We start from the raw sequence: 17954 nt of genomic DNA, 5'->3' as shown, positions 1-17954 counted from the left end.
ACATGTTGGATAAAATTGTTATCGCCAACCGCGGCGAGATTGCCTTGCGTATTCTTCGTGCCTGTAAAGAACTGGGCATCAAGACCGTCGCTGTGCACTCAAGCGCGGATCGCGATTTAAAACACGTATTACTGGCAGATGAAACGGTCTGTATTGGCCCGGCTCCATCTGTAAAAAGTTACCTGAACATCCCGGCTATCATCAGCGCCGCTGAAATCACCGGCGCGGTGGCAATCCATCCGGGTTATGGCTTCCTCTCTGAGAACGCCAACTTTGCTGAACAGGTAGAACGCTCAGGCTTTATCTTCATTGGCCCAAAAGCCGATACCATCCGCTTGATGGGTGACAAAGTGTCCGCCATTACTGCGATGAAAAAAGCTGGCGTACCAACCGTTCCCGGCTCTGACGGCCCGCTGGGCGATGATATGGACGCTAACCGCGCTCATGCCAAACGCATTGGCTATCCGGTAATTATCAAAGCTTCCGGCGGCGGCGGCGGTCGCGGTATGCGCGTTGTACGCGGCGATGCTGAACTGGCCCAATCCATTTCCATGACGAAAGCTGAAGCGAAAGCCGCTTTCAACAACGACATGGTTTACATGGAAAAATACCTGGAAAACCCACGCCACATCGAAATTCAGGTGCTGGCAGACGGTCAGGGTAACGCGATTTATCTGGCAGAACGCGACTGCTCTATGCAGCGTCGTCACCAGAAAGTGGTCGAAGAGGCGCCAGCACCTGGCATTACTCCGGAACTGCGTCGCTATATCGGCGAGCGTTGCGCCAAAGCATGTGTTGATATCGGCTACCGTGGAGCGGGTACTTTCGAGTTCCTGTTCGAAAACGGTGAGTTCTACTTCATTGAAATGAACACCCGTATCCAGGTAGAACATCCGGTTACCGAAATGATCACTGGCGTTGACCTGATCAAAGAGCAGTTGCGTATTGCAGCAGGTCAGCCGCTGTCTATCAAGCAGGATGAAGTTATAGTTAAAGGCCATGCGGTAGAATGCCGTATCAACGCCGAAGACCCGAACACCTTCCTGCCAAGCCCGGGTAAAATTACGCGTTTCCACGCACCGGGTGGCTTTGGTGTGCGCTGGGAGTCACATATTTACGCAGGCTACACTGTCCCTCCGTACTATGACTCAATGATCGGTAAACTGATTTGCTATGGCGAAAACCGTGACGTGGCAATTGCCCGCATGAAAAACGCCTTGCAGGAACTGATCATCGACGGCATCAAAACTAACGTTGATCTGCAGATCCGCATCATGAATGACGAGCACTTCCAGCGTGGTGGTTCTAATATCCACTACCTGGAGAAAAAACTCGGACTTCAGGAAAAGTAAGCACGCGTTAACTGAAAAGGCCGGGAATTCCCGGCCTTTTGTTTTTCTCCCCTCCGGCACGTCCCATAATGTACAATCCCCGCTTTCTTTATCCACAAGGGACAAAAAATGGACGCTCGTTTTGTTCAGGCCCATAAAGAGGCGCGCTGGGCGCTGTGGCTGACCCTTTTCTATCTTGCCACATGGTTAGTGACCGCTTACTTACCAGATTCCACACTGGGCTTTACCGGCTTGCCACACTGGTTCGAGATGGCGTGTCTGCTGACACCATTGGTTTTCATTTTGCTGTGTTGGGCAATGGTGAAATTTATCTATCGCGATATTTCTCTGGAGGATGACGATGCAGCTTGAAGTCATTTTGCCGCTTGTCGCCTATCTTCTGGTGGTGTTTGGTCTTTCCGTTTACGCAATGAGAAAGAGAACGACTGGCACCTTCCTGAATGAGTATTTCCTCGGCAGTCGCTCCATGGGCGGTGTCGTGTTGGCCATGACGCTAACTGCAACCTACATTAGTGCAAGCTCGTTTATTGGCGGCCCCGGCGCGGCATATAAATACGGGTTGGGATGGGTATTGCTGGCAATGATCCAGTTGCCTGCCGTCTGGCTGTCGTTAGGTATTCTCGGTAAGAAATTCGCCATTCTGGCGCGCCGTTACAATGCCGTAACCCTCAATGATATGCTGTTTGCCCGCTATCAGAGCCGTTTACTGGTATGGCTGGCGAGCCTCAGCCTGCTGGTGGCTTTTGTCGGAGCGATGACCGTGCAATTCATCGGCGGCGCACGTTTGCTGGAGACTGCTGCGGGTATTCCTTACGAAACCGGCCTGCTGATCTTTGGTATCAGTATCGCGTTATATACGGCATTCGGCGGATTTCGCGCCAGCGTGCTGAATGACACCATGCAGGGCATGGTGATGCTGATTGGTACTATCGTCTTGCTGGTGGGCGTAGTCCACGCCGCAGGCGGCCTCAGTCAGGCAGTAGAAACCTTGCAAACCATCGATCCTAAGCTGGTGACACCGCAGGGTGCTGATGACATTCTGTCTCCAACCTTTATGACATCATTCTGGGTACTGGTGTGCTTTGGGGTGATTGGTCTGCCGCACACGGCGGTACGCTGCATTTCCTATAAAGACAGTAAAGCCGTACATCGCGGGATTATCATTGGCACCATTGTGGTGGCGATCCTGATGTTTGGGATGCATCTGGCAGGCGCACTGGGACGTGCGGTAATCCCTGATCTGACAGTTCCGGATTTGGTTATCCCTACCCTGATGGTAAAAGTTTTGCCACCTGTTGCTGCCGGTATCTTTCTCGCCGCACCGATGGCAGCGATTATGTCGACGATCAATGCTCAATTGCTGCAAAGTTCCGCTACGATCATTAAAGATCTTTACCTGAACCTTCGCCCGGAACAACTACAAAATGAAACTCGCCTGAAGCGAATGTCTGCGGTGATCACCCTGCTGTTGGGGGCGTTACTGTTGCTGGCTGCCTGGAAGCCGCCAGAGATGATTATCTGGCTTAACCTGCTGGCGTTCGGCGGCCTGGAAGCCGTTTTCCTGTGGCCTCTGGTACTTGGCCTGTATTGGGAACGAGCGAATGCGACAGGTGCATTGAGCGCCATGATTGTCGGTGGGGTACTCTATGCCGTACTCGCCACCTTTAACGTTCAGTATCTGGGCTTCCATCCGATTGTGCCTTCGTTACTGCTAAGTTTGCTGGCTTTCCTGGTCGGAAACCGTTTTGGTTCTGCCGCCCCGCAAGCCGTCATATTGACTACTGATAAATAAAGAGTTTTGCCATGCCATGGATCCAACTGAAACTGAACACGAGCGGTGCAAACGCTGAAGAGTTAAGTGATGCACTGATGGAAGCGGGTGCCGTTTCTATCACCTTCCAGGATACACATGATACGCCGGTGTTTGAACCGCTGCCGGGCGAAACTCGCCTGTGGGGTGATACCGACGTTATCGGCCTGTTCGACGCAGAAACCGACATGAAAGAAGTTATTGCCCTTCTGGAACAGCACCCGCTGTTGGGCACTGGCTTCGTGCACAAAATCGAACAGCTTGAAGATAAAGACTGGGAGCGCGAATGGATGGATAACTTCCACCCAATGCGCTTTGGCGAACGTCTGTGGATTTGCCCTAGCTGGCGCGATGTGCCGGACGAAAACGCCGTCAACGTGATGCTGGATCCTGGCCTGGCGTTTGGCACGGGTACTCACCCAACGACCTCTCTGTGTCTGCAATGGCTCGACAGCCTCGATCTTAACGGTAAAACAGTTATCGACTTTGGCTGTGGTTCCGGCATCCTGGCGATTGCAGCGCTGAAACTGGGCGCGGCGAAAGCCATCGGTGTGGATATTGATCCTCAAGCCATCCAGGCGAGCCGCGATAACGCACAGCGTAACGGCGTTTCTGACCGCCTGGAGCTCTATCTGCCAAAAGACCAGCCAGAGGCCATGAAAGCCGATGTAGTGGTCGCAAACATCCTCGCCGGCCCATTGCGTGAATTGGCACCATTAATCAGCGTACTGCCCGTTGAGGGTGGCTTATTGGGCCTTTCCGGTATTCTTGCCAGCCAGGCGGAAAGCGTCTGTGAAGCCTATGCCGATCTCTTTACACTCGAGCCGGTTGTCGAGAAAGAAGAGTGGTGTCGTATTACCGGTAAGAAGAAATAGTCCCCTTTCGTTACCGTTGGTAACGTTAAGATCGCTCTTTTTTTCGCAAAAGGATTTGCGGAAATGAGAGCGAGATCGCATTCGAAAGCCATTATTTGTTCATAAAGACAGCGTTTTATCCTGTTCAACTTACCCTGATAGTAATAAAAAAAGAGAAGTTTTCGGAATTTATAAATGGATGCCAAATTACCGATTTATTGTATCCGCATGATTATTAAATACTTTATTTTGAAACTGTCCACTCAACCAGCAATTCATTGATCCACCTCAGGGGATTGGTCAAAGTTTGGCCTTTCATCTCGTGCAAAAAATGCGTAATATACGCCGCCTTGCAGTCACAGTATGGTCATTTCTTAACTCATGCGCATCGGACAATATCAGCTCAGAAATCGCCTGATCGCAGCACCTATGGCTGGCATCACTGACAGACCATTCAGGACGCTGTGTTATGAGATGGGAGCAGGATTGACGGTATCCGAGATGATGTCTTCTAACCCACAGGTTTGGGAAAGCGACAAGTCTCGTTTACGTATGGTGCACGTTGATGAGCCAGGAATTCGCACGGTGCAAATTGCCGGCAGCGATCCTGTTGAGATGGCCGATGCCGCACGTATTAACGTGGAAAGCGGCGCCCAAATTATTGATATCAATATGGGGTGTCCGGCTAAAAAAGTGAATCGTAAGCTCGCAGGTTCAGCCCTCTTGCAGTACCCGGATCTAGTGAAGTCGATACTAACCGAGGTCGTCAATGCAGTGGACGTTCCTGTCACACTCAAGATTCGCACCGGCTGGGCTCCGGAACACCGTAACTGCGTAGAGATTGCCCAACTGGCTGAAGACTGTGGCATTCAGGCTCTGACCATTCATGGACGCACCCGCGCCTGTTTGTTCAATGGAGATGCTGAGTACGACAGTATTCGGGCAGTTAAGCAGAAAGTTTCCATTCCGGTTATCGCGAATGGCGACATTACTGACCCGCATAAAGCCAGAGCTGTGCTCGACTATACGGGGGCGGATGCCCTGATGATAGGACGTGCAGCTCAGGGAAGACCCTGGATCTTTCGGGAAATCCAGCATTATCTGGACACTGGGGAGCTGCTGCCCCCGCTGCCTTTGGCAGAGGTGAAGCGCTTGCTTTGTGCGCACGTTCGGGAACTGCATGACTTTTATGGTCAGGCAAAAGGGTACCGAATTGCGCGTAAACACGTATCCTGGTATCTCCAGGAACACGCTCCAAATGACCAGTTTCGGCGCACATTCAACGCCATTGAAGATTCCAGCGAACAGCTGGCGGCGTTGGAGGCATACTTCGAAAATTTTGCGTAAACAGAAATAAAGAGCTGACAGAACTATGTTCGAACAACGCGTAAATTCTGACGTACTGACCGTTTCTACCGTTAACTCTCAGGATCAGGTAACTCAAAAACCCCTGCGTGACTCGGTTAAACAGGCACTGAAGAACTATTTTGCTCAACTGAATGGTCAGGATGTTAATGATCTCTATGAGCTGGTACTGGCTGAAGTAGAACAGCCCCTGTTGGACATGGTGATGCAATACACCCGCGGTAACCAGACCCGTGCTGCCCTGATGATGGGCATCAACCGTGGTACGCTGCGTAAAAAACTGAAAAAATACGGCATGAACTGATACTAATCAGCGATATGTTTGTTTTAAAAGGCGCTACTCGGCATGGGGAAGCGCCTTTTTTATTTGCATCACACGGAGGCTTTGGCGATGAAGGCGAGATGTGAACCTGTCTATTTTGGCGATGAATCGAAAAAGATAATCCAGGGTGATGCGCTAACTGAACTGCAAAAGCTCGCACCCGAAAGCGTCGATCTCATTTTTGCCGACCCACCTTATAACATCGGCAAAGACTTTGACGGAATGGTGGAATCCTGGGACGAAGAGACCTTCCTGGTCTGGTTGTTTGAGTGTATTGAAGAGTGCCATCGCATTCTTAAGCCACAGGGCACTATGTACATCATGAACAGCACAGAGAACATGCCGTATATCGACCTCAAATGCAGACAGCTTTTTACCATTAAAAGTCGCATTGTGTGGTCATATGATAGCTCTGCAGTCCAGGCCAAAAACTTCTTTGGTTCCATGTATGAACCGATCCTGATGATGGTAAAAGATCAGAAAAGCTATACGTTTAATCGTGATGATATTCTGGTTGAAGCCAAAACAGGAGCCAAACGCGCGCTTATCGATTACAGAAAGAACCCGCCCCAGCCGTACAATCAGAAAAAAGTACCTGGCAATGTTTGGGAGTTCCCGCGCGTTCGCTACCTGATGGATGAATACGAAAATCATCCAACCCAAAAACCTAAGGCCCTGTTAGAGCGTATCATTCTGGCATCCTCTAACTCAGATGACGTGGTGTTAGATCCGTTTGCAGGCAGTTTCACCACCGGGGCTACTGCAGTGGAACTGGGTCGCAAATTCGTTGGGATTGAGATCAATGATGAATACGTAAAAATGGGACTCAGGAGACTGGGTGTCAGCTCCCATTTTTCAGAGAATGAGCTTGCAAAGATAAAAAAGCGAAAGACCAATAATCGGTCTAAAAAGAGTCGATTAACTGAAAATAGCGGCAAGATCTCAACAAAGTAAAAGCATTGTAAGTCTGCTTTTCAGCTTTTGGATTTCGTGTATATTCCCAGCACACTTGGGCATGAATACACAGGATTTGGTAATGATTCGCAAGTATTGGTGGCTGGTTGTTTTTGCGGTCTTCGTTTTTCTTTTTGATGCGCTGCTCATACAGTGGATAGAGTTGATGACAACAGAGCACGATAAGTGCCGGAATATGAATTCAGTGAATCCCCTCAAGCTGGTCAATTGCGTCGACCTCGAATAGCACGCACGGTAACAGATGTTTTATAGCAGCCGTCAGGCCATGGCGGCTGAAACTACCCAACCTGATTTTCACTCTTGATCAACTGCATCACACAGCCATCAGGGCTTAGCATTTTTAATACGTTATCCACTAATACCGGCGCTTGCCCATACAGATCATAACTTGCTGGATTCATTAGCCAGTTTTTTATTATCCCACTGAAACTCCCATGGAGAATAATTATAATAACGTCTAAATCCAGACTGCTTGCGATAAGGTTTTCATCCATACATTCCTGTAAAGATTTACGGATACTCTGATGACTTAGTCCTATTTTATCGCGAATTTCCTGCTCTGATATCATTTCGCTATTGAATTCACACTTATGATATAGAATCTGCATTAATGCCTGCTGACGAGGTATCTCAGCAATATACTGCAAACCAACGACCAGTTTTTCTCGCAATCGCTGTAACGGATTATCACCCCAGCGTCCAATGAGTCTGTCCTGAATAAGATCGCGCAAAGGGGGTTGCTGTAGCCATAACTCATTAAACAGTTGGATCTTATTTTCGAAATGCCAATAGATTGCGCCTCGCGTCACGTTGGCGGCATCCGCAATGTCGTTTAGCGTCGTATTGCCTACACCACGGAGAGCAAACTGTACAATCGCTGTTTCAATGAGATGCTGTCGTGTTTTGAGGGCATCAGCTTTCGTTTTTTTAGCCATGGTTTCAAATGCCTGGGACAGAATAGGAATTGATAAACTTTCTTATCAAATATTTGCCATATGGAGCAAATGTATCACTTCGCATTTATTTAGACGAGATCTAAAATATTTCATTACGTGCAACATACATAAATAATCAAAACAAATAAAAATTAGTTAATATATTCATTGGGCAAATGTTTATTTCAACATGTGTTTACCTGCATCAGGTCATTGCATACTTCCTGCTAACGAAAAGGTAGCTGATTAATCTTTTTTTGTTTTTATGTGCCGTGCATCGTACAGCAAAATAAGTATTACTTACATCGCAAGCTAATAATTTGTAGGATAGCCAACTATTATTTTATTTGCGCGCGTTATCGCCTTGCCGTTATCCGGTAAATAACGAGCTTTCGGTTTTTAAGGAAAAGTAATGACGAAAAATGCCAGGCTCTCACTCCTGCCCTCATTCATTATCATCTCCACTGCATTACTCGCCGGTTGTAACGATCAGGGAGAAACACAAACTCATCCTGCCGAGCCACAGGTTACTGTCCATGTTGTGGAATCTGCCCCCTTAGCCGTTACGACTGAATTGCCGGGCCGTACAACAGCCTTCCGTATTGCAGAAGTTCGCCCTCAGGTCAGCGGGATTGTGCTGAAAAGGAATTTCACTGAAGGGAGTGATGTTGAAGCAGGCAAGTCGCTTTATCAGATTGATCCCGCAACTTATCAGGCCGACTATGATAGCGCCAAAGGTGAACTGGCAAAAAGCGAGGCCGCAGCGGCTATCGCCCATTTAACAGTAAAACGTTATGTCCCGTTGGTCGGAACAAAGTACATCAGCCAGCAAGAGTACGATCAAGCCATTGCTGATGCTCGTCAGGCCGACGCCTCCGTCATCGCCGCCAAAGCTGCGGTCGAAAGCGCTCGTATCAATCTCGCTTACACCAAAGTGACATCGCCTATTAGCGGACGTATCGGTAAATCTAACGTTACCGAAGGTGCGTTAGTTACCAATGGTCAGGCGACAGCGTTAGCCACTGTGCAACAGCTTGATCCCATTTACGTCGACGTGACGCAGTCCAGTAGCGATTTTATGCGGCTCAAACAGTCTGTCGCACAAGGTAGCCTACATAAAGACAACACCAGCAGTACCGTTGAACTGGTGATGGAGAATGGCCAGTCATACCCGCTGAAAGGCTCTTTGCAATTTTCTGACGTGACGGTTGACGAGAGTACCGGATCCATCACCCTGAGAGCCGTTTTCCCTAACCCACAGCACTCTCTACTACCAGGCATGTTTGTACGCGCCCGCATCGATGAAGGTATCCAACCTAACGCCATTCTTGTTCCACAACAGGGTGTGACACGTACACCTCGCGGAGATGCAACCGTGATGGTCGTCAATGATAAGAACCAGGTCGAAGCTCATGCCGTTGTAGCCGTACAAGCCATTGGTGACAAATGGCTCATAAGCGAAGGCTTACAACCGGGCGACAAAGTTATCGTCAGCGGATTACAAAAAGCTCGTCCGGGAGTGCAGGTAAAAGCGACCGCCGATACCGAAACTCCAGCCGCGAAAGCCACACAATAAGGTAACCGGACATGGCAAACTTTTTTATTAGGCGACCTATCTTTGCCTGGGTACTGGCCATCATTCTGATGATGGCGGGCGCTCTGGCAATCATGCAACTGCCCGTGGCGCAGTACCCAACTATTGCCCCCCCTGCCGTAGCGATTTCTGCGACCTACCCAGGCGCGGATGCACAGACGGTGCAGGATACCGTAACGCAGGTTATCGAACAAAACATGAACGGTATCGATAACCTGATGTATATGTCCTCCACCAGCGATTCGGCCGGGAGCGTAACCATTACGTTAACGTTCCAGTCCGGCACCGATCCCGATATCGCACAGGTTCAGGTACAAAACAAACTGCAGCTCGCGACACCTTTACTGCCTCAAGAAGTTCAACAGCAGGGTATCGCCGTTGAGAAATCAAGTAGCAGCTTTTTGATGGTCGCGGGGTTTGTTTCTGACAACCCGCAGACAACTCAGGATGACATCTCTGACTATGTCGCTTCCAACATTAAAGACTCTATCAGCCGTCTGAACGGCGTAGGTGACGTGCAGCTGTTTGGCGCGCAGTACGCCATGCGTATCTGGCTGGATGCGAATTTATTGAACAAGTATCAACTCACGCCGGTTGATGTCATTAACCAGTTGAAAGTACAAAACGACCAGATCGCCGCAGGTCAGTTAGGGGGTACACCTGCCTTACCTAACCAACAGCTCAACGCCTCTATCATTGCGCAAACGCGACTGAAAGATCCTGAAGAGTTTGGCAAAGTGACCTTACGCGTGAACAGCGACGGTTCTGTTGTTCACCTCAAGGACGTTGCACGCATTGAGTTGGGGGGTGAAAACTACAACGTCGTTGCACGTATTAACGGTAAACCGGCATCCGGTCTGGGTATTAAGCTGGCAACCGGTGCAAACGCTCTGGATACCGCCAACGCAATCAAAGCAAAACTGACTGAATTACAGCCGTTCTTCCCTCAGGGAATGCAGGTAGTCTATCCGTACGACACCACACCGTTTGTTACCATCTCTATTCACGAGGTGGTAAAAACGCTGTTTGAAGCGATCGTACTGGTTTTCCTGGTGATGTACCTGTTTCTGCAAAACATTCGCGCAACGCTAATTCCGACTATCGCTGTGCCTGTGGTGCTGTTGGGGACATTCGCCGTACTTGCTGCATTTGGCTACTCGATAAACACCCTGACAATGTTCGGCATGGTACTCGCCATCGGCCTGCTGGTCGATGATGCGATAGTCGTAGTAGAAAACGTGGAGCGCGTGATGATGGAAGACAATCTGCCGCCCAGAGAAGCGACAGAAAAATCCATGTCACAAATACAGGGGGCGCTGGTTGGTATTGCCATGGTGCTATCTGCGGTGTTTATCCCAATGGCCTTCTTTGGAGGTTCAACCGGGGCAATTTACCGACAGTTCTCTATTACTATTGTTTCTGCAATGGCGCTTTCAGTACTGGTGGCGTTGATTCTGACTCCCGCCCTTTGTGCAACATTGCTCAAGCCGGTATCTGCAGAGCACCACGAGAAAAAAAGTGGTTTCTTTGGCTGGTTTAATACCAAATTCGATTACAGCGTCAACCACTACACCAATAGCGTCAGCGGTATAATTCGTAAAACAGGTCGCTATCTGGCGGTCTATCTGATCATTGTTATTGGCATGGCGGTGCTGTTTATACGCCTGCCTACCTCCTTCCTGCCAGAGGAAGATCAGGGTGTGTTCCTGACGATGATTCAGCTACCAGCCGGTGCAACACAAGAGCGTACTCAGAAAGTGCTGGATCAAGTTACCCACTACTATCTGAATAATGAGAAAGCCAACGTCAAAAGCGTCTTTACGGTTAACGGCTTTAGCTTCAGTGGACAGGGGCAAAACTCAGGGATGGCATTTGTCAGCCTCAAACCCTGGGAAGAGCGTAGCGGCGATGAGAATAACGTTGAATCTGTAATTGCCCGAGCAACTCGGGCATTTAGTCAGATTCGTGATGGCCTGGTATTCCCCTTCAACATGCCAGCCATTGTTGAATTGGGCACCGCAACCGGCTTCGATTTTGAGCTGATTGATCAGGGAGGGCTGGGACACTCAGCCTTAACGCAGGCACGTAATCAGCTGCTAGGCATGGTGGCACAACATCCTGATTTGCTGGTACGTGTACGCCCCAACGGCCTTGAGGATACTGCGCAGTTTAAGCTGGATGTTGATCAGGAAAAAGCGCAAGCGCTTGGTGTTTCCTTGTCAGATATTAACGAAACCATCTCCGCTGCGCTGGGCGGCTACTACGTCAATGATTTCATTGACCGCGGTCGCGTGAAAAAAGTGTATGTTCAGGCAGATGCAAAATTTCGTATGTTGCCGGAAGACATCAATAATCTGTATGTTCGCAGCGCCAATGGCGAAATGGTACCTTTCTCCACATTCAGTTCAGCGCACTGGATTTACGGCTCACCGAGACTGGAACGCTACAACGGTATGCCATCTATGGAGCTGTTAGGCGAAGCGGCACCAGGCAAAAGTACCGGTGAAGCAATGGCGCTGATGGAAAGCCTGGCGGAAAAACTGCCTAACGGTATTGGCCATGACTGGACGGGAATGTCCTATCAGGAACGACTGTCAGGTAACCAAGCACCAGCGTTGTATGCCATCTCGCTAATCGTTGTCTTCCTTTGCCTTGCAGCACTGTATGAGAGCTGGTCGATTCCATTATCCGTCATGCTTGTCGTCCCGCTCGGTGTCGTTGGTGCGCTGCTGGCGGCATCGCTTCGCGGGATGAATAACGATGTGTACTTCCAGGTCGGCCTGTTAACAACTATCGGCCTCTCTGCCAAAAACGCCATCCTGATTGTCGAATTTGCTAAAGACCTGATGGATAAAGAGGGCAAAGGTTTGATTGAGGCGACTCTGGAGGCCTCCCGTATGCGTCTGCGTCCTATCCTGATGACATCTCTGGCCTTTATTCTGGGGGTTATGCCTCTGGTTATCAGTAATGGTGCAGGTAGCGGTGCGCAGAATGCCGTCGGCACAGGTGTTATGGGGGGCATGCTCACGGCTACATTGTTGGCGATCTTCTTCGTTCCCGTCTTTTTTGTTGTCGTTAAACGGCGTTTTAGCCAGCATCGCGATTAAATTGTAAAATAAAGGCGTCTCCGGGCGCCTTTTTTACCTGATAATGACCTCTTTATTTATTAATAAGATAGCCATTCTTTTTTTTTAGCACATGGTTCCAAAATTCCCCGTTCTATTCATTATGTTTACAATCCACATGAATTGAGATTATTCCTCATGTCAGTCTTTTTTTAAGAAGTGGTAAAATACCCCTCGATTTCGCAGATAGCTTAGCGCCTGTCTTTGCTTTTTTAGCGAAACTTTTATTTTAGAGGTAACACCATGAAAAGATTAATATCCGTTGCATTGCTTACAGCATTTCTGGCTGGCTGTGCACACGATTCTCCTTGCGTACCTGTATATGACGACCAGGGCCGTCTGGTTCATACCAATACCTGTATGAAAGGCACCACGCAGGATAACTGGGAAACAGCAGGTGCGATCGCCGGTGGTGCAGCCGCTGTTGCCGGTCTGACACTTGGGATAGTTGCCTTGACGAAATAAATCATGTTAAAAGCGCGGTAATAGCCGCGCTTTTAACAATAAAGAAGATATCTTTATATAAGACAAAATGATGGTTTAAAGCTTTGGCCCTGAAATAAAATCATTATAGATTCCCCTCACATATTCACGACTGAAAATTAGCATTTTTTCAGCTTTTCGTAACAACACGTCTTCTTATCATTATTCTCACGCGGTCAATATTCACGCCCGAAATTGTTATCAGGCATCCTGTTTAAATTTTTGCGCTGAAATGTGGCGTACGTTTCAATTTTGCACCACTTCAGGGCGCTGCATTTATTTTTTCCTGTCTACACTCTGCTTATTGCGCCGAATATTCGAGCGCAAAAACCTGGCACTACCTTTGCTTAAAAGAGTATGGCCAAAGCCACAGACAGGTAAAAGACGTTTCCATAACAATAATTCCTCCACACAGGATGCTCTATGAAAAAGATGATAATAGCCAGCCTGGCTGCGGCCGGCGTGCTGCTTGCGATTACAAATCAGGCACATGCCGGCGCAACGCTTGATGCCGTAAAGAAAAAAGGATTTGTGCAATGCGGAATCAGTGACGGCTTACCAGGCTTTTCCTATGCCGACGCAAGCGGTAAGTTTTCAGGTATTGATGTAGATGTATGTCGTGGTGTTGCCTCGGCCGTATTTGGTGATGACACGAAAGTAAAATACACCCCGCTCACCGCTAAAGAACGCTTCACCGCTTTACAGTCTGGTGAAGTCGATATGCTCTCCCGTAATACCACATGGACCTCCTCACGTGATGCAGGAATGGGGATGTCCTTTACTGGCGTGACTTATTACGATGGCATTGGCTTTCTTACCCACAACAAAGCGGGTCTGAAGAGCGCAAAAGAACTCGATGGTGCAACGGTTTGTATTCAAGCAGGCACGGATACTGAACTGAACGTGGCCGATTATTTTAAGGCCAACAATATGAAGTATACCCCCGTCACCTTCGATCGCTCCGATGAATCCGCTAAGGCTCTGGAATCAGGCCGCTGCGATACGCTTGCTTCCGACCAGTCTCAGTTGTATGCCCTGCGAATCAAATTGAGCAACCCTTCAGAATGGATTGTTCTGCCAGAAGTAATCTCTAAAGAACCACTGGGGCCTGTCGTACGCCGCGGCGATGATGAATGGTTCTCTATTGTTCGCTGGACGCTGTTTGCCATGTTGAATGCTGAAGAGATGGGTGTTAACTCGAAAAACGTTGATGAAAAAGCCGCTAATCCCGCAACACCGGATATGGCACACCTGTTAGGCAAAGAGGGAGACTATGGTAAAGATCTGAAGCTGGATAATAAATGGGCTTACAACATTATTAAGCAGGTAGGAAACTATTCGGAGATCTTTGAACGTAACGTGGGATCGGAAAGTCCACTGAAGATCAAACGTGGGCAAAACAACCTCTGGAATAACGGCGGCATTCAGTATGCGCCACCGGTGCGCTAATGCGAAGTGATGTAACGGGCGCCGCAACTGCGGCGCTCAACCCAGAGTCATTGTTACCGAGGTTTTCTTATGTACCATCGCCGCTCAACCGTAAAAGGATCACTCTCCTTTTCTAACCCTGCGGTCCGCGCCTGGTTATTTCAAATTCTTGCCATCATCGCGGTCGTTAGCATTGCGATCTATCTCATTCACAATACGATTAATAACCTAAGCAGTCGCGGTATCACCTCGGGGTTCTCTTTTCTCGATCGCAGTGCCGGATTTGGTATTGTTCAACATCTGATTGATTACGAGCAGGGCGATACCTATGGGCGTGTCTTTCTGGTCGGTCTGCTTAATACGCTGCTTGTCTCAGCACTATGTATTGTTTTTGCTTCATTTCTCGGCTTCTTTCTTGGACTGGCACGTTTGTCAGATAACTGGTTGCTGCGTAAGCTATCTACAATTTATATCGAAACGTTCCGCAATATTCCGCCGCTGCTGCAAATCTTCTTTTGGTATTTTGCCGTACTACGCAATTTGCCGGGTCCCCGTCAGGCCGTCAGTGCGCTGGATCTCGTTTTCCTGAGTAACCGGGGACTCTATATTCCGGCGCCGCAGATGGGAGAAGGTCTTTTTGCCTTTTGCGCTGCACTCATGATTGCTGCAGTCGTAACTATTGGGCTATTTCGTTTCAATAAAATGTACCAGACAAAAACAGGTCAATTACGCAGAACGTGGCCAACAGCACTGGCGCTGATCGTGTTTTTGCCGATGATTTCACAATGGATTTTTGGCGCAGCGCTCCACTGGGATATACCCGAACTGCGCGGTTTTAACTTCCGCGGCGGCATGGTACTTATCCCAGAACTGGCGGCGTTAACACTGGCGCTTTCAGTGTATACATCTGCATTTATTGCAGAAATTATTCGGGCCGGTATTCAGGCAGTTCCTTATGGTCAACATGAAGCAGCCCGTTCTTTGGGCCTTCCCAATCCGGTAACGCTCCGTCAGGTGATCATCCCGCAGGCGCTCCGCGTCATCATTCCACCACTGACCAGCCAGTATCTGAATATCGTAAAGAATTCATCCCTTGCTGCCGCCATTGGCTACCCGGATATGGTTTCACTGTTTGCCGGAACCGTACTGAATCAAACCGGGCAGGCCATTGAAACCATCGCCATCACTATGTCGGTTTACCTGATCATCAGTCTGAGCATTTCTCTGTTAATGAATATATACAACCGTCGTATCGCACTCATTGAGCGCTAAGGAGTCATGATGACAAAAGCACTACTGTCTCACCCCTCGCGCCAGAGCAGTAATCATGCTGGCCGCGTGATATTTTGGGTGCGTAAAAATCTATTTTCCAGTTGGTCAAACAGTTTGCTCACTCTGTTATGCATATGGCTCATGTGGATGTTCATTCCCCCATTGCTGAACTGGGCATTTCTGCAGGCCAACTGGATAGGTTCTACCCGGGCAGATTGTACAAAAGCGGGAGCGTGCTGGGTGTTTATCCATGAACGCTTCGGACAATTCATGTATGGGCTCTATCCACACGATCAGCGCTGGCGGGTTAATCTGGCTCTGATTATCGGCCTACTCTCTATCGCGCCGATGTTCTGGAAAGCGATACCTCATCGTGGTCGCTATATCGCCGTCTGGGCGGTGGTTTATCCGGTTATCGTCTGGTGGCTGTTGTACGGTGGTTTTCTCGGTCTCGATCGCGTGGAAACCCGCCAGTGGGGTGGACTGACACTCACCCTGATCATAGCCTCTGTTGGTATTGCAGGCGCGCTCCCATGGGGGATCTTACTGGCGTTGGGGCGCCGTTCTCATATGCCTGTCGTGCGGGTTTTATCCGTCATTTTCATTGAGTTCTGGCGTGGTGTGCCGCTGATCACTGTCCTGTTTATGTCGTCAGTCATGCTCCCGCTGTTTATGTCGGAAGGCACCAGCATCGACAAACTTATTCGGGCGCTGGTCGGTGTAATTCTTTTCCAGTCAGCTTATGTCGCAGAGGTGGTGCGTGGGGGATTGCAGGCCCTCCCGAAAGGCCAGTATGAAGCCGCCGAATCACTGGCGCTTGGCTACTGGAAAACCCAAGGGCTGGTCATACTTCCGCAAGCCCTCAAACTGGTTATCCCCGGCCTGGTTAACACGATCATCGCCCTCTTCAAGGATACCAGTCTGGTCATTATTATCGGTCTGTTTGACCTTTTCAGCAGCGTACAACAAGCCACCGTCGACCCTGCCTGGCTTGGTATGTCGACAGAAGGATATGTTTTTGCCGCGCTGATTTACTGGGTTTTCTGCTTCAGCATGTCACGTTATAGCCAGCATCTGGAAAAACGTTTTAACACCGGGCGTACACCGCACTGAGGAAATTATGAGCCAATTATTAATACAATCTAACGACGCGATGATTACGCTGGAAAACGTCAACAAATGGTATGGACAGTTTCACGTTCTGAAAAACATAAACCTGGAGGTAAAACAGGGAGAACGTATCGTATTATGCGGACCTTCTGGATCCGGTAAATCAACAACGATCCGTTGTATTAACCATCTGGAAGAGCATCAGCAAGGGCGTATTGTTGTAGATGGAATTGAGCTCAATGAGGACATCCGCAATATTGAACGCGTCAGACAAGAAGTTGGAATGGTCTTTCAACACTTTAATCTCTTTCCTCATTTAACAGTCCTGCAAAACTGCACACTGGCTCCTGTCTGGGTTCAGAAGATGCCAAAGAAAGAGGCTGAAGCTCTGGCAATGCACTACCTTGAACGAGTGCGTATTGCTGAACATGCGCATAAATACCCTGGACAAATTTCCGGTGGGCAGCAACAGCGCGTGGCCATTGCGCGTTCACTGTGCATGAAACCCAAAATCATGTTGTTCGATGAGCCCACATCAGCACTGGACCCTGAAATGGTAAAAGAAGTACTCGATACCATGATAGGCCTGGCGCAATCGGGAATGACAATGCTTTGTGTTACTCATGAAATGGGGTTTGCCCGAACAGTTGCAGACAGGGTGATCTTTATGGATCTTGGCGAGATTGTTGAACAGGCGCCACCAGACGAATTTTTTGCCCATCCGAAATCCGAGCGTACCCGAGCGTTTTTATCACAGGTCATACATTAAAACCTGCAAGCCGGATAAGCTGTTTACGCCGCCATCCGGCATATTCCACAATTCGCAAATGCAAAAAGGCCCATCCTGACGGATGGGCCTTTTCACTTATTTGATGTCTGGCAGTTCCCTACTCTCGCATGGGGAGACCCCACACTACCATCGGCGCTACGGCGTTTCACTTCTGAGTTCGGCATGGGGTCAGGTGGGACCACCGCGCTACAGCCGCCAGACAAATTCTTTTCTAAGCGCCGAACTTTAACCTAAAAACTGGTGCTGATACCCAGAGTCGAACTGGGGACCTCACCCTTACCAAGGGTGCGCTCTACCAACTGAGCCATATCAGCACACTAAATTTGATGCCTGGCAGTTTATGAATCACTGCGTGATCCACCCTTCGGGCCGTTGCTTCGCAACGTTCAAAAGCTCTCGCTTTTGTCCTACTCTCTTATCGAGTAGTGAACTGCCTCAAAGGTCAATGCCATACTTCTTAATTTGATGCCTGGCAGTTCCCTACTCTCGCATGGGGAGACCCCACACTACCATCGGCGCTACGGCGTTTCACTTCTGAG

The 17954-nt window shown here is 49.1% G+C and carries 16 protein-coding genes, 1 tRNA gene and 1 rRNA gene; 15 read left to right on the top strand and 3 right to left on the bottom strand.

Going from position 1 to position 17954, the window contains the following annotated elements; genetic code table 11:
* The first annotated feature begins 2 nt into the window (after positions 1-2).
* The 8 genes from accC (at position 3) to OGY01_RS13830 (ending at position 6904) form a co-directional block, all read left to right on the top strand.
* Positions 3-1352: an acetyl-CoA carboxylase biotin carboxylase subunit gene (gene accC / locus OGY01_RS13865; protein ID WP_045448212.1), complete on the top strand. Its 1350-nt coding sequence runs from the start codon at positions 3-5 to the stop codon at positions 1350-1352.
* A gap of 108 nt (positions 1353-1460) precedes the next feature.
* Positions 1461-1703: a YhdT family protein gene (locus OGY01_RS13860; protein ID WP_048220464.1), complete on the top strand. Its 243-nt coding sequence runs from the start codon at positions 1461-1463 to the stop codon at positions 1701-1703.
* Positions 1693-3144, top strand: coding sequence for a sodium/pantothenate symporter (gene panF / locus OGY01_RS13855; protein WP_048220463.1), 1452 nt, complete (start codon positions 1693-1695; stop codon positions 3142-3144). Before OGY01_RS13860 ends, panF begins: the two co-directional genes overlap by 11 nt.
* Positions 3145-3155: 11 nt before the next feature.
* Entirely contained in the window at positions 3156-4037 is an 882-nt protein-coding gene (gene prmA, locus OGY01_RS13850; RefSeq protein ID WP_286493251.1) for a 50S ribosomal protein L11 methyltransferase, read from the top strand.
* A gap of 360 nt (positions 4038-4397) precedes the next feature.
* On the top strand, positions 4398-5363 hold the full coding sequence (gene dusB, locus OGY01_RS13845; protein ID WP_045448220.1) for a tRNA dihydrouridine synthase DusB: 966 nt from the start codon (positions 4398-4400) through the stop codon (positions 5361-5363).
* A gap of 25 nt (positions 5364-5388) precedes the next feature.
* Positions 5389-5685, top strand: a complete 297-nt coding sequence (fis, locus tag OGY01_RS13840) for a DNA-binding transcriptional regulator Fis (protein WP_000462905.1) — start codon at positions 5389-5391, stop codon at positions 5683-5685.
* 87 nt (positions 5686-5772) lie between these two features.
* Complete coding sequence (gene yhdJ / locus OGY01_RS13835) at positions 5773-6657, top strand: adenine-specific DNA-methyltransferase (protein ID WP_200010118.1); 885 nt, start codon at positions 5773-5775, stop codon at positions 6655-6657.
* Between the two features lie 82 nt (positions 6658-6739).
* Positions 6740-6904 carry a DUF2556 family protein gene (locus OGY01_RS13830; protein ID WP_003025279.1) on the top strand — a complete coding sequence of 55 codons (165 nt, stop codon included), beginning with the start codon at positions 6740-6742 and terminating at the stop codon, positions 6902-6904.
* A gap of 52 nt (positions 6905-6956) precedes the next feature.
* Here the strand turns inward: OGY01_RS13830 and envR are convergent, their stop codons facing one another.
* Positions 6957-7613, bottom strand: coding sequence for an acrEF/envCD operon transcriptional regulator (gene envR, locus OGY01_RS13825; protein ID WP_286493249.1), 657 nt, complete (start codon positions 7611-7613; stop codon positions 6957-6959).
* A gap of 412 nt (positions 7614-8025) precedes the next feature.
* On the opposite strand from envR, the gene OGY01_RS13820 reads away from it, so the two are divergent.
* The 7 genes from OGY01_RS13820 to OGY01_RS13790 all read left to right on the top strand — a co-directional run bounded on the left by OGY01_RS13820 (position 8026) and on the right by OGY01_RS13790 (position 17394).
* Positions 8026-9189, top strand: coding sequence for an efflux RND transporter periplasmic adaptor subunit (locus OGY01_RS13820; RefSeq protein ID WP_048220461.1), 1164 nt, complete (start codon positions 8026-8028; stop codon positions 9187-9189).
* A gap of 11 nt (positions 9190-9200) precedes the next feature.
* The gene (locus OGY01_RS13815; protein ID WP_286493247.1) at positions 9201-12314 is read left to right on the top strand and encodes an efflux RND transporter permease subunit; all 3114 of its coding nucleotides are present in this window, start codon (positions 9201-9203) and stop codon (positions 12312-12314) included.
* Positions 12315-12575: 261 nt separating this feature from the next.
* Positions 12576-12797, top strand: a complete 222-nt coding sequence (locus tag OGY01_RS13810) for a lipoprotein (RefSeq protein WP_003025292.1) — start codon at positions 12576-12578, stop codon at positions 12795-12797.
* A gap of 441 nt (positions 12798-13238) precedes the next feature.
* The gene (locus OGY01_RS13805; RefSeq protein ID WP_045448227.1) at positions 13239-14264 is read left to right on the top strand and encodes an amino acid ABC transporter substrate-binding protein; all 1026 of its coding nucleotides are present in this window, start codon (positions 13239-13241) and stop codon (positions 14262-14264) included.
* Positions 14265-14333: 69 nt separating this feature from the next.
* The gene (locus tag OGY01_RS13800) at positions 14334-15515 is read left to right on the top strand and encodes an amino acid ABC transporter permease (RefSeq protein ID WP_045448229.1); all 1182 of its coding nucleotides are present in this window, start codon (positions 14334-14336) and stop codon (positions 15513-15515) included.
* Between the two features lie 9 nt (positions 15516-15524).
* Positions 15525-16628 (top strand): amino acid ABC transporter permease, encoded by a 1104-nt coding sequence (locus OGY01_RS13795; RefSeq protein ID WP_048220459.1) that lies wholly within the window; start codon positions 15525-15527, stop codon positions 16626-16628.
* A 7-nt stretch (positions 16629-16635) separates the two neighbouring features.
* A complete protein-coding gene (locus OGY01_RS13790) occupies positions 16636-17394 on the top strand; it encodes an amino acid ABC transporter ATP-binding protein (protein ID WP_045448233.1) in 759 nt (252 codons plus the stop codon).
* A gap of 105 nt (positions 17395-17499) precedes the next feature.
* Here OGY01_RS13790 and rrf read toward each other — a convergent pair.
* Both rrf and OGY01_RS13780 read right to left on the bottom strand, forming a co-directional pair.
* Positions 17500-17615, bottom strand: a 5S ribosomal RNA gene (gene rrf, locus OGY01_RS13785).
* 38 nt (positions 17616-17653) lie between these two features.
* A tRNA-Thr gene (locus OGY01_RS13780) sits at positions 17654-17729 on the bottom strand.
* Between the last annotated feature and the right edge of the window lie 225 nt (positions 17730-17954).

The organism is Citrobacter sp. Cm038 (genome assembly GCF_030333105.1).
GTDB lineage: Bacteria > Pseudomonadota > Gammaproteobacteria > Enterobacterales > Enterobacteriaceae > Citrobacter > Citrobacter murliniae.
This window is presented reverse-complemented; position numbering and strand designations above follow the sequence as displayed.

Coding starts and splice junctions, on each gene's coding strand:
- yhdJ (WP_200010118.1), top strand. CDS start 5,773: ATGAAGGCGAGATGTGAACCTGTCTATTTTGGCGATGAATCGAAAAAG.
- OGY01_RS13820 (WP_048220461.1), top strand. CDS start 8,026: ATGACGAAAAATGCCAGGCTCTCACTCCTGCCCTCATTCATTATCATC.
- dusB (WP_045448220.1), top strand. CDS start 4,398: ATGCGCATCGGACAATATCAGCTCAGAAATCGCCTGATCGCAGCACCT.
- fis (WP_000462905.1), top strand. CDS start 5,389: ATGTTCGAACAACGCGTAAATTCTGACGTACTGACCGTTTCTACCGTT.
- panF (WP_048220463.1), top strand. CDS start 1,693: ATGCAGCTTGAAGTCATTTTGCCGCTTGTCGCCTATCTTCTGGTGGTG.
- accC (WP_045448212.1), top strand. CDS start 3: ATGTTGGATAAAATTGTTATCGCCAACCGCGGCGAGATTGCCTTGCGT.
- OGY01_RS13790 (WP_045448233.1), top strand. CDS start 16,636: ATGAGCCAATTATTAATACAATCTAACGACGCGATGATTACGCTGGAA.
- OGY01_RS13815 (WP_286493247.1), top strand. CDS start 9,201: ATGGCAAACTTTTTTATTAGGCGACCTATCTTTGCCTGGGTACTGGCC.
- OGY01_RS13830 (WP_003025279.1), top strand. CDS start 6,740: ATGATTCGCAAGTATTGGTGGCTGGTTGTTTTTGCGGTCTTCGTTTTT.
- OGY01_RS13800 (WP_045448229.1), top strand. CDS start 14,334: ATGTACCATCGCCGCTCAACCGTAAAAGGATCACTCTCCTTTTCTAAC.
- OGY01_RS13805 (WP_045448227.1), top strand. CDS start 13,239: ATGAAAAAGATGATAATAGCCAGCCTGGCTGCGGCCGGCGTGCTGCTT.
- OGY01_RS13810 (WP_003025292.1), top strand. CDS start 12,576: ATGAAAAGATTAATATCCGTTGCATTGCTTACAGCATTTCTGGCTGGC.
- prmA (WP_286493251.1), top strand. CDS start 3,156: ATGCCATGGATCCAACTGAAACTGAACACGAGCGGTGCAAACGCTGAA.
- envR (WP_286493249.1), bottom strand. CDS start 7,613: ATGGCTAAAAAAACGAAAGCTGATGCCCTCAAAACACGACAGCATCTC.
- OGY01_RS13860 (WP_048220464.1), top strand. CDS start 1,461: ATGGACGCTCGTTTTGTTCAGGCCCATAAAGAGGCGCGCTGGGCGCTG.
- OGY01_RS13795 (WP_048220459.1), top strand. CDS start 15,525: ATGACAAAAGCACTACTGTCTCACCCCTCGCGCCAGAGCAGTAATCAT.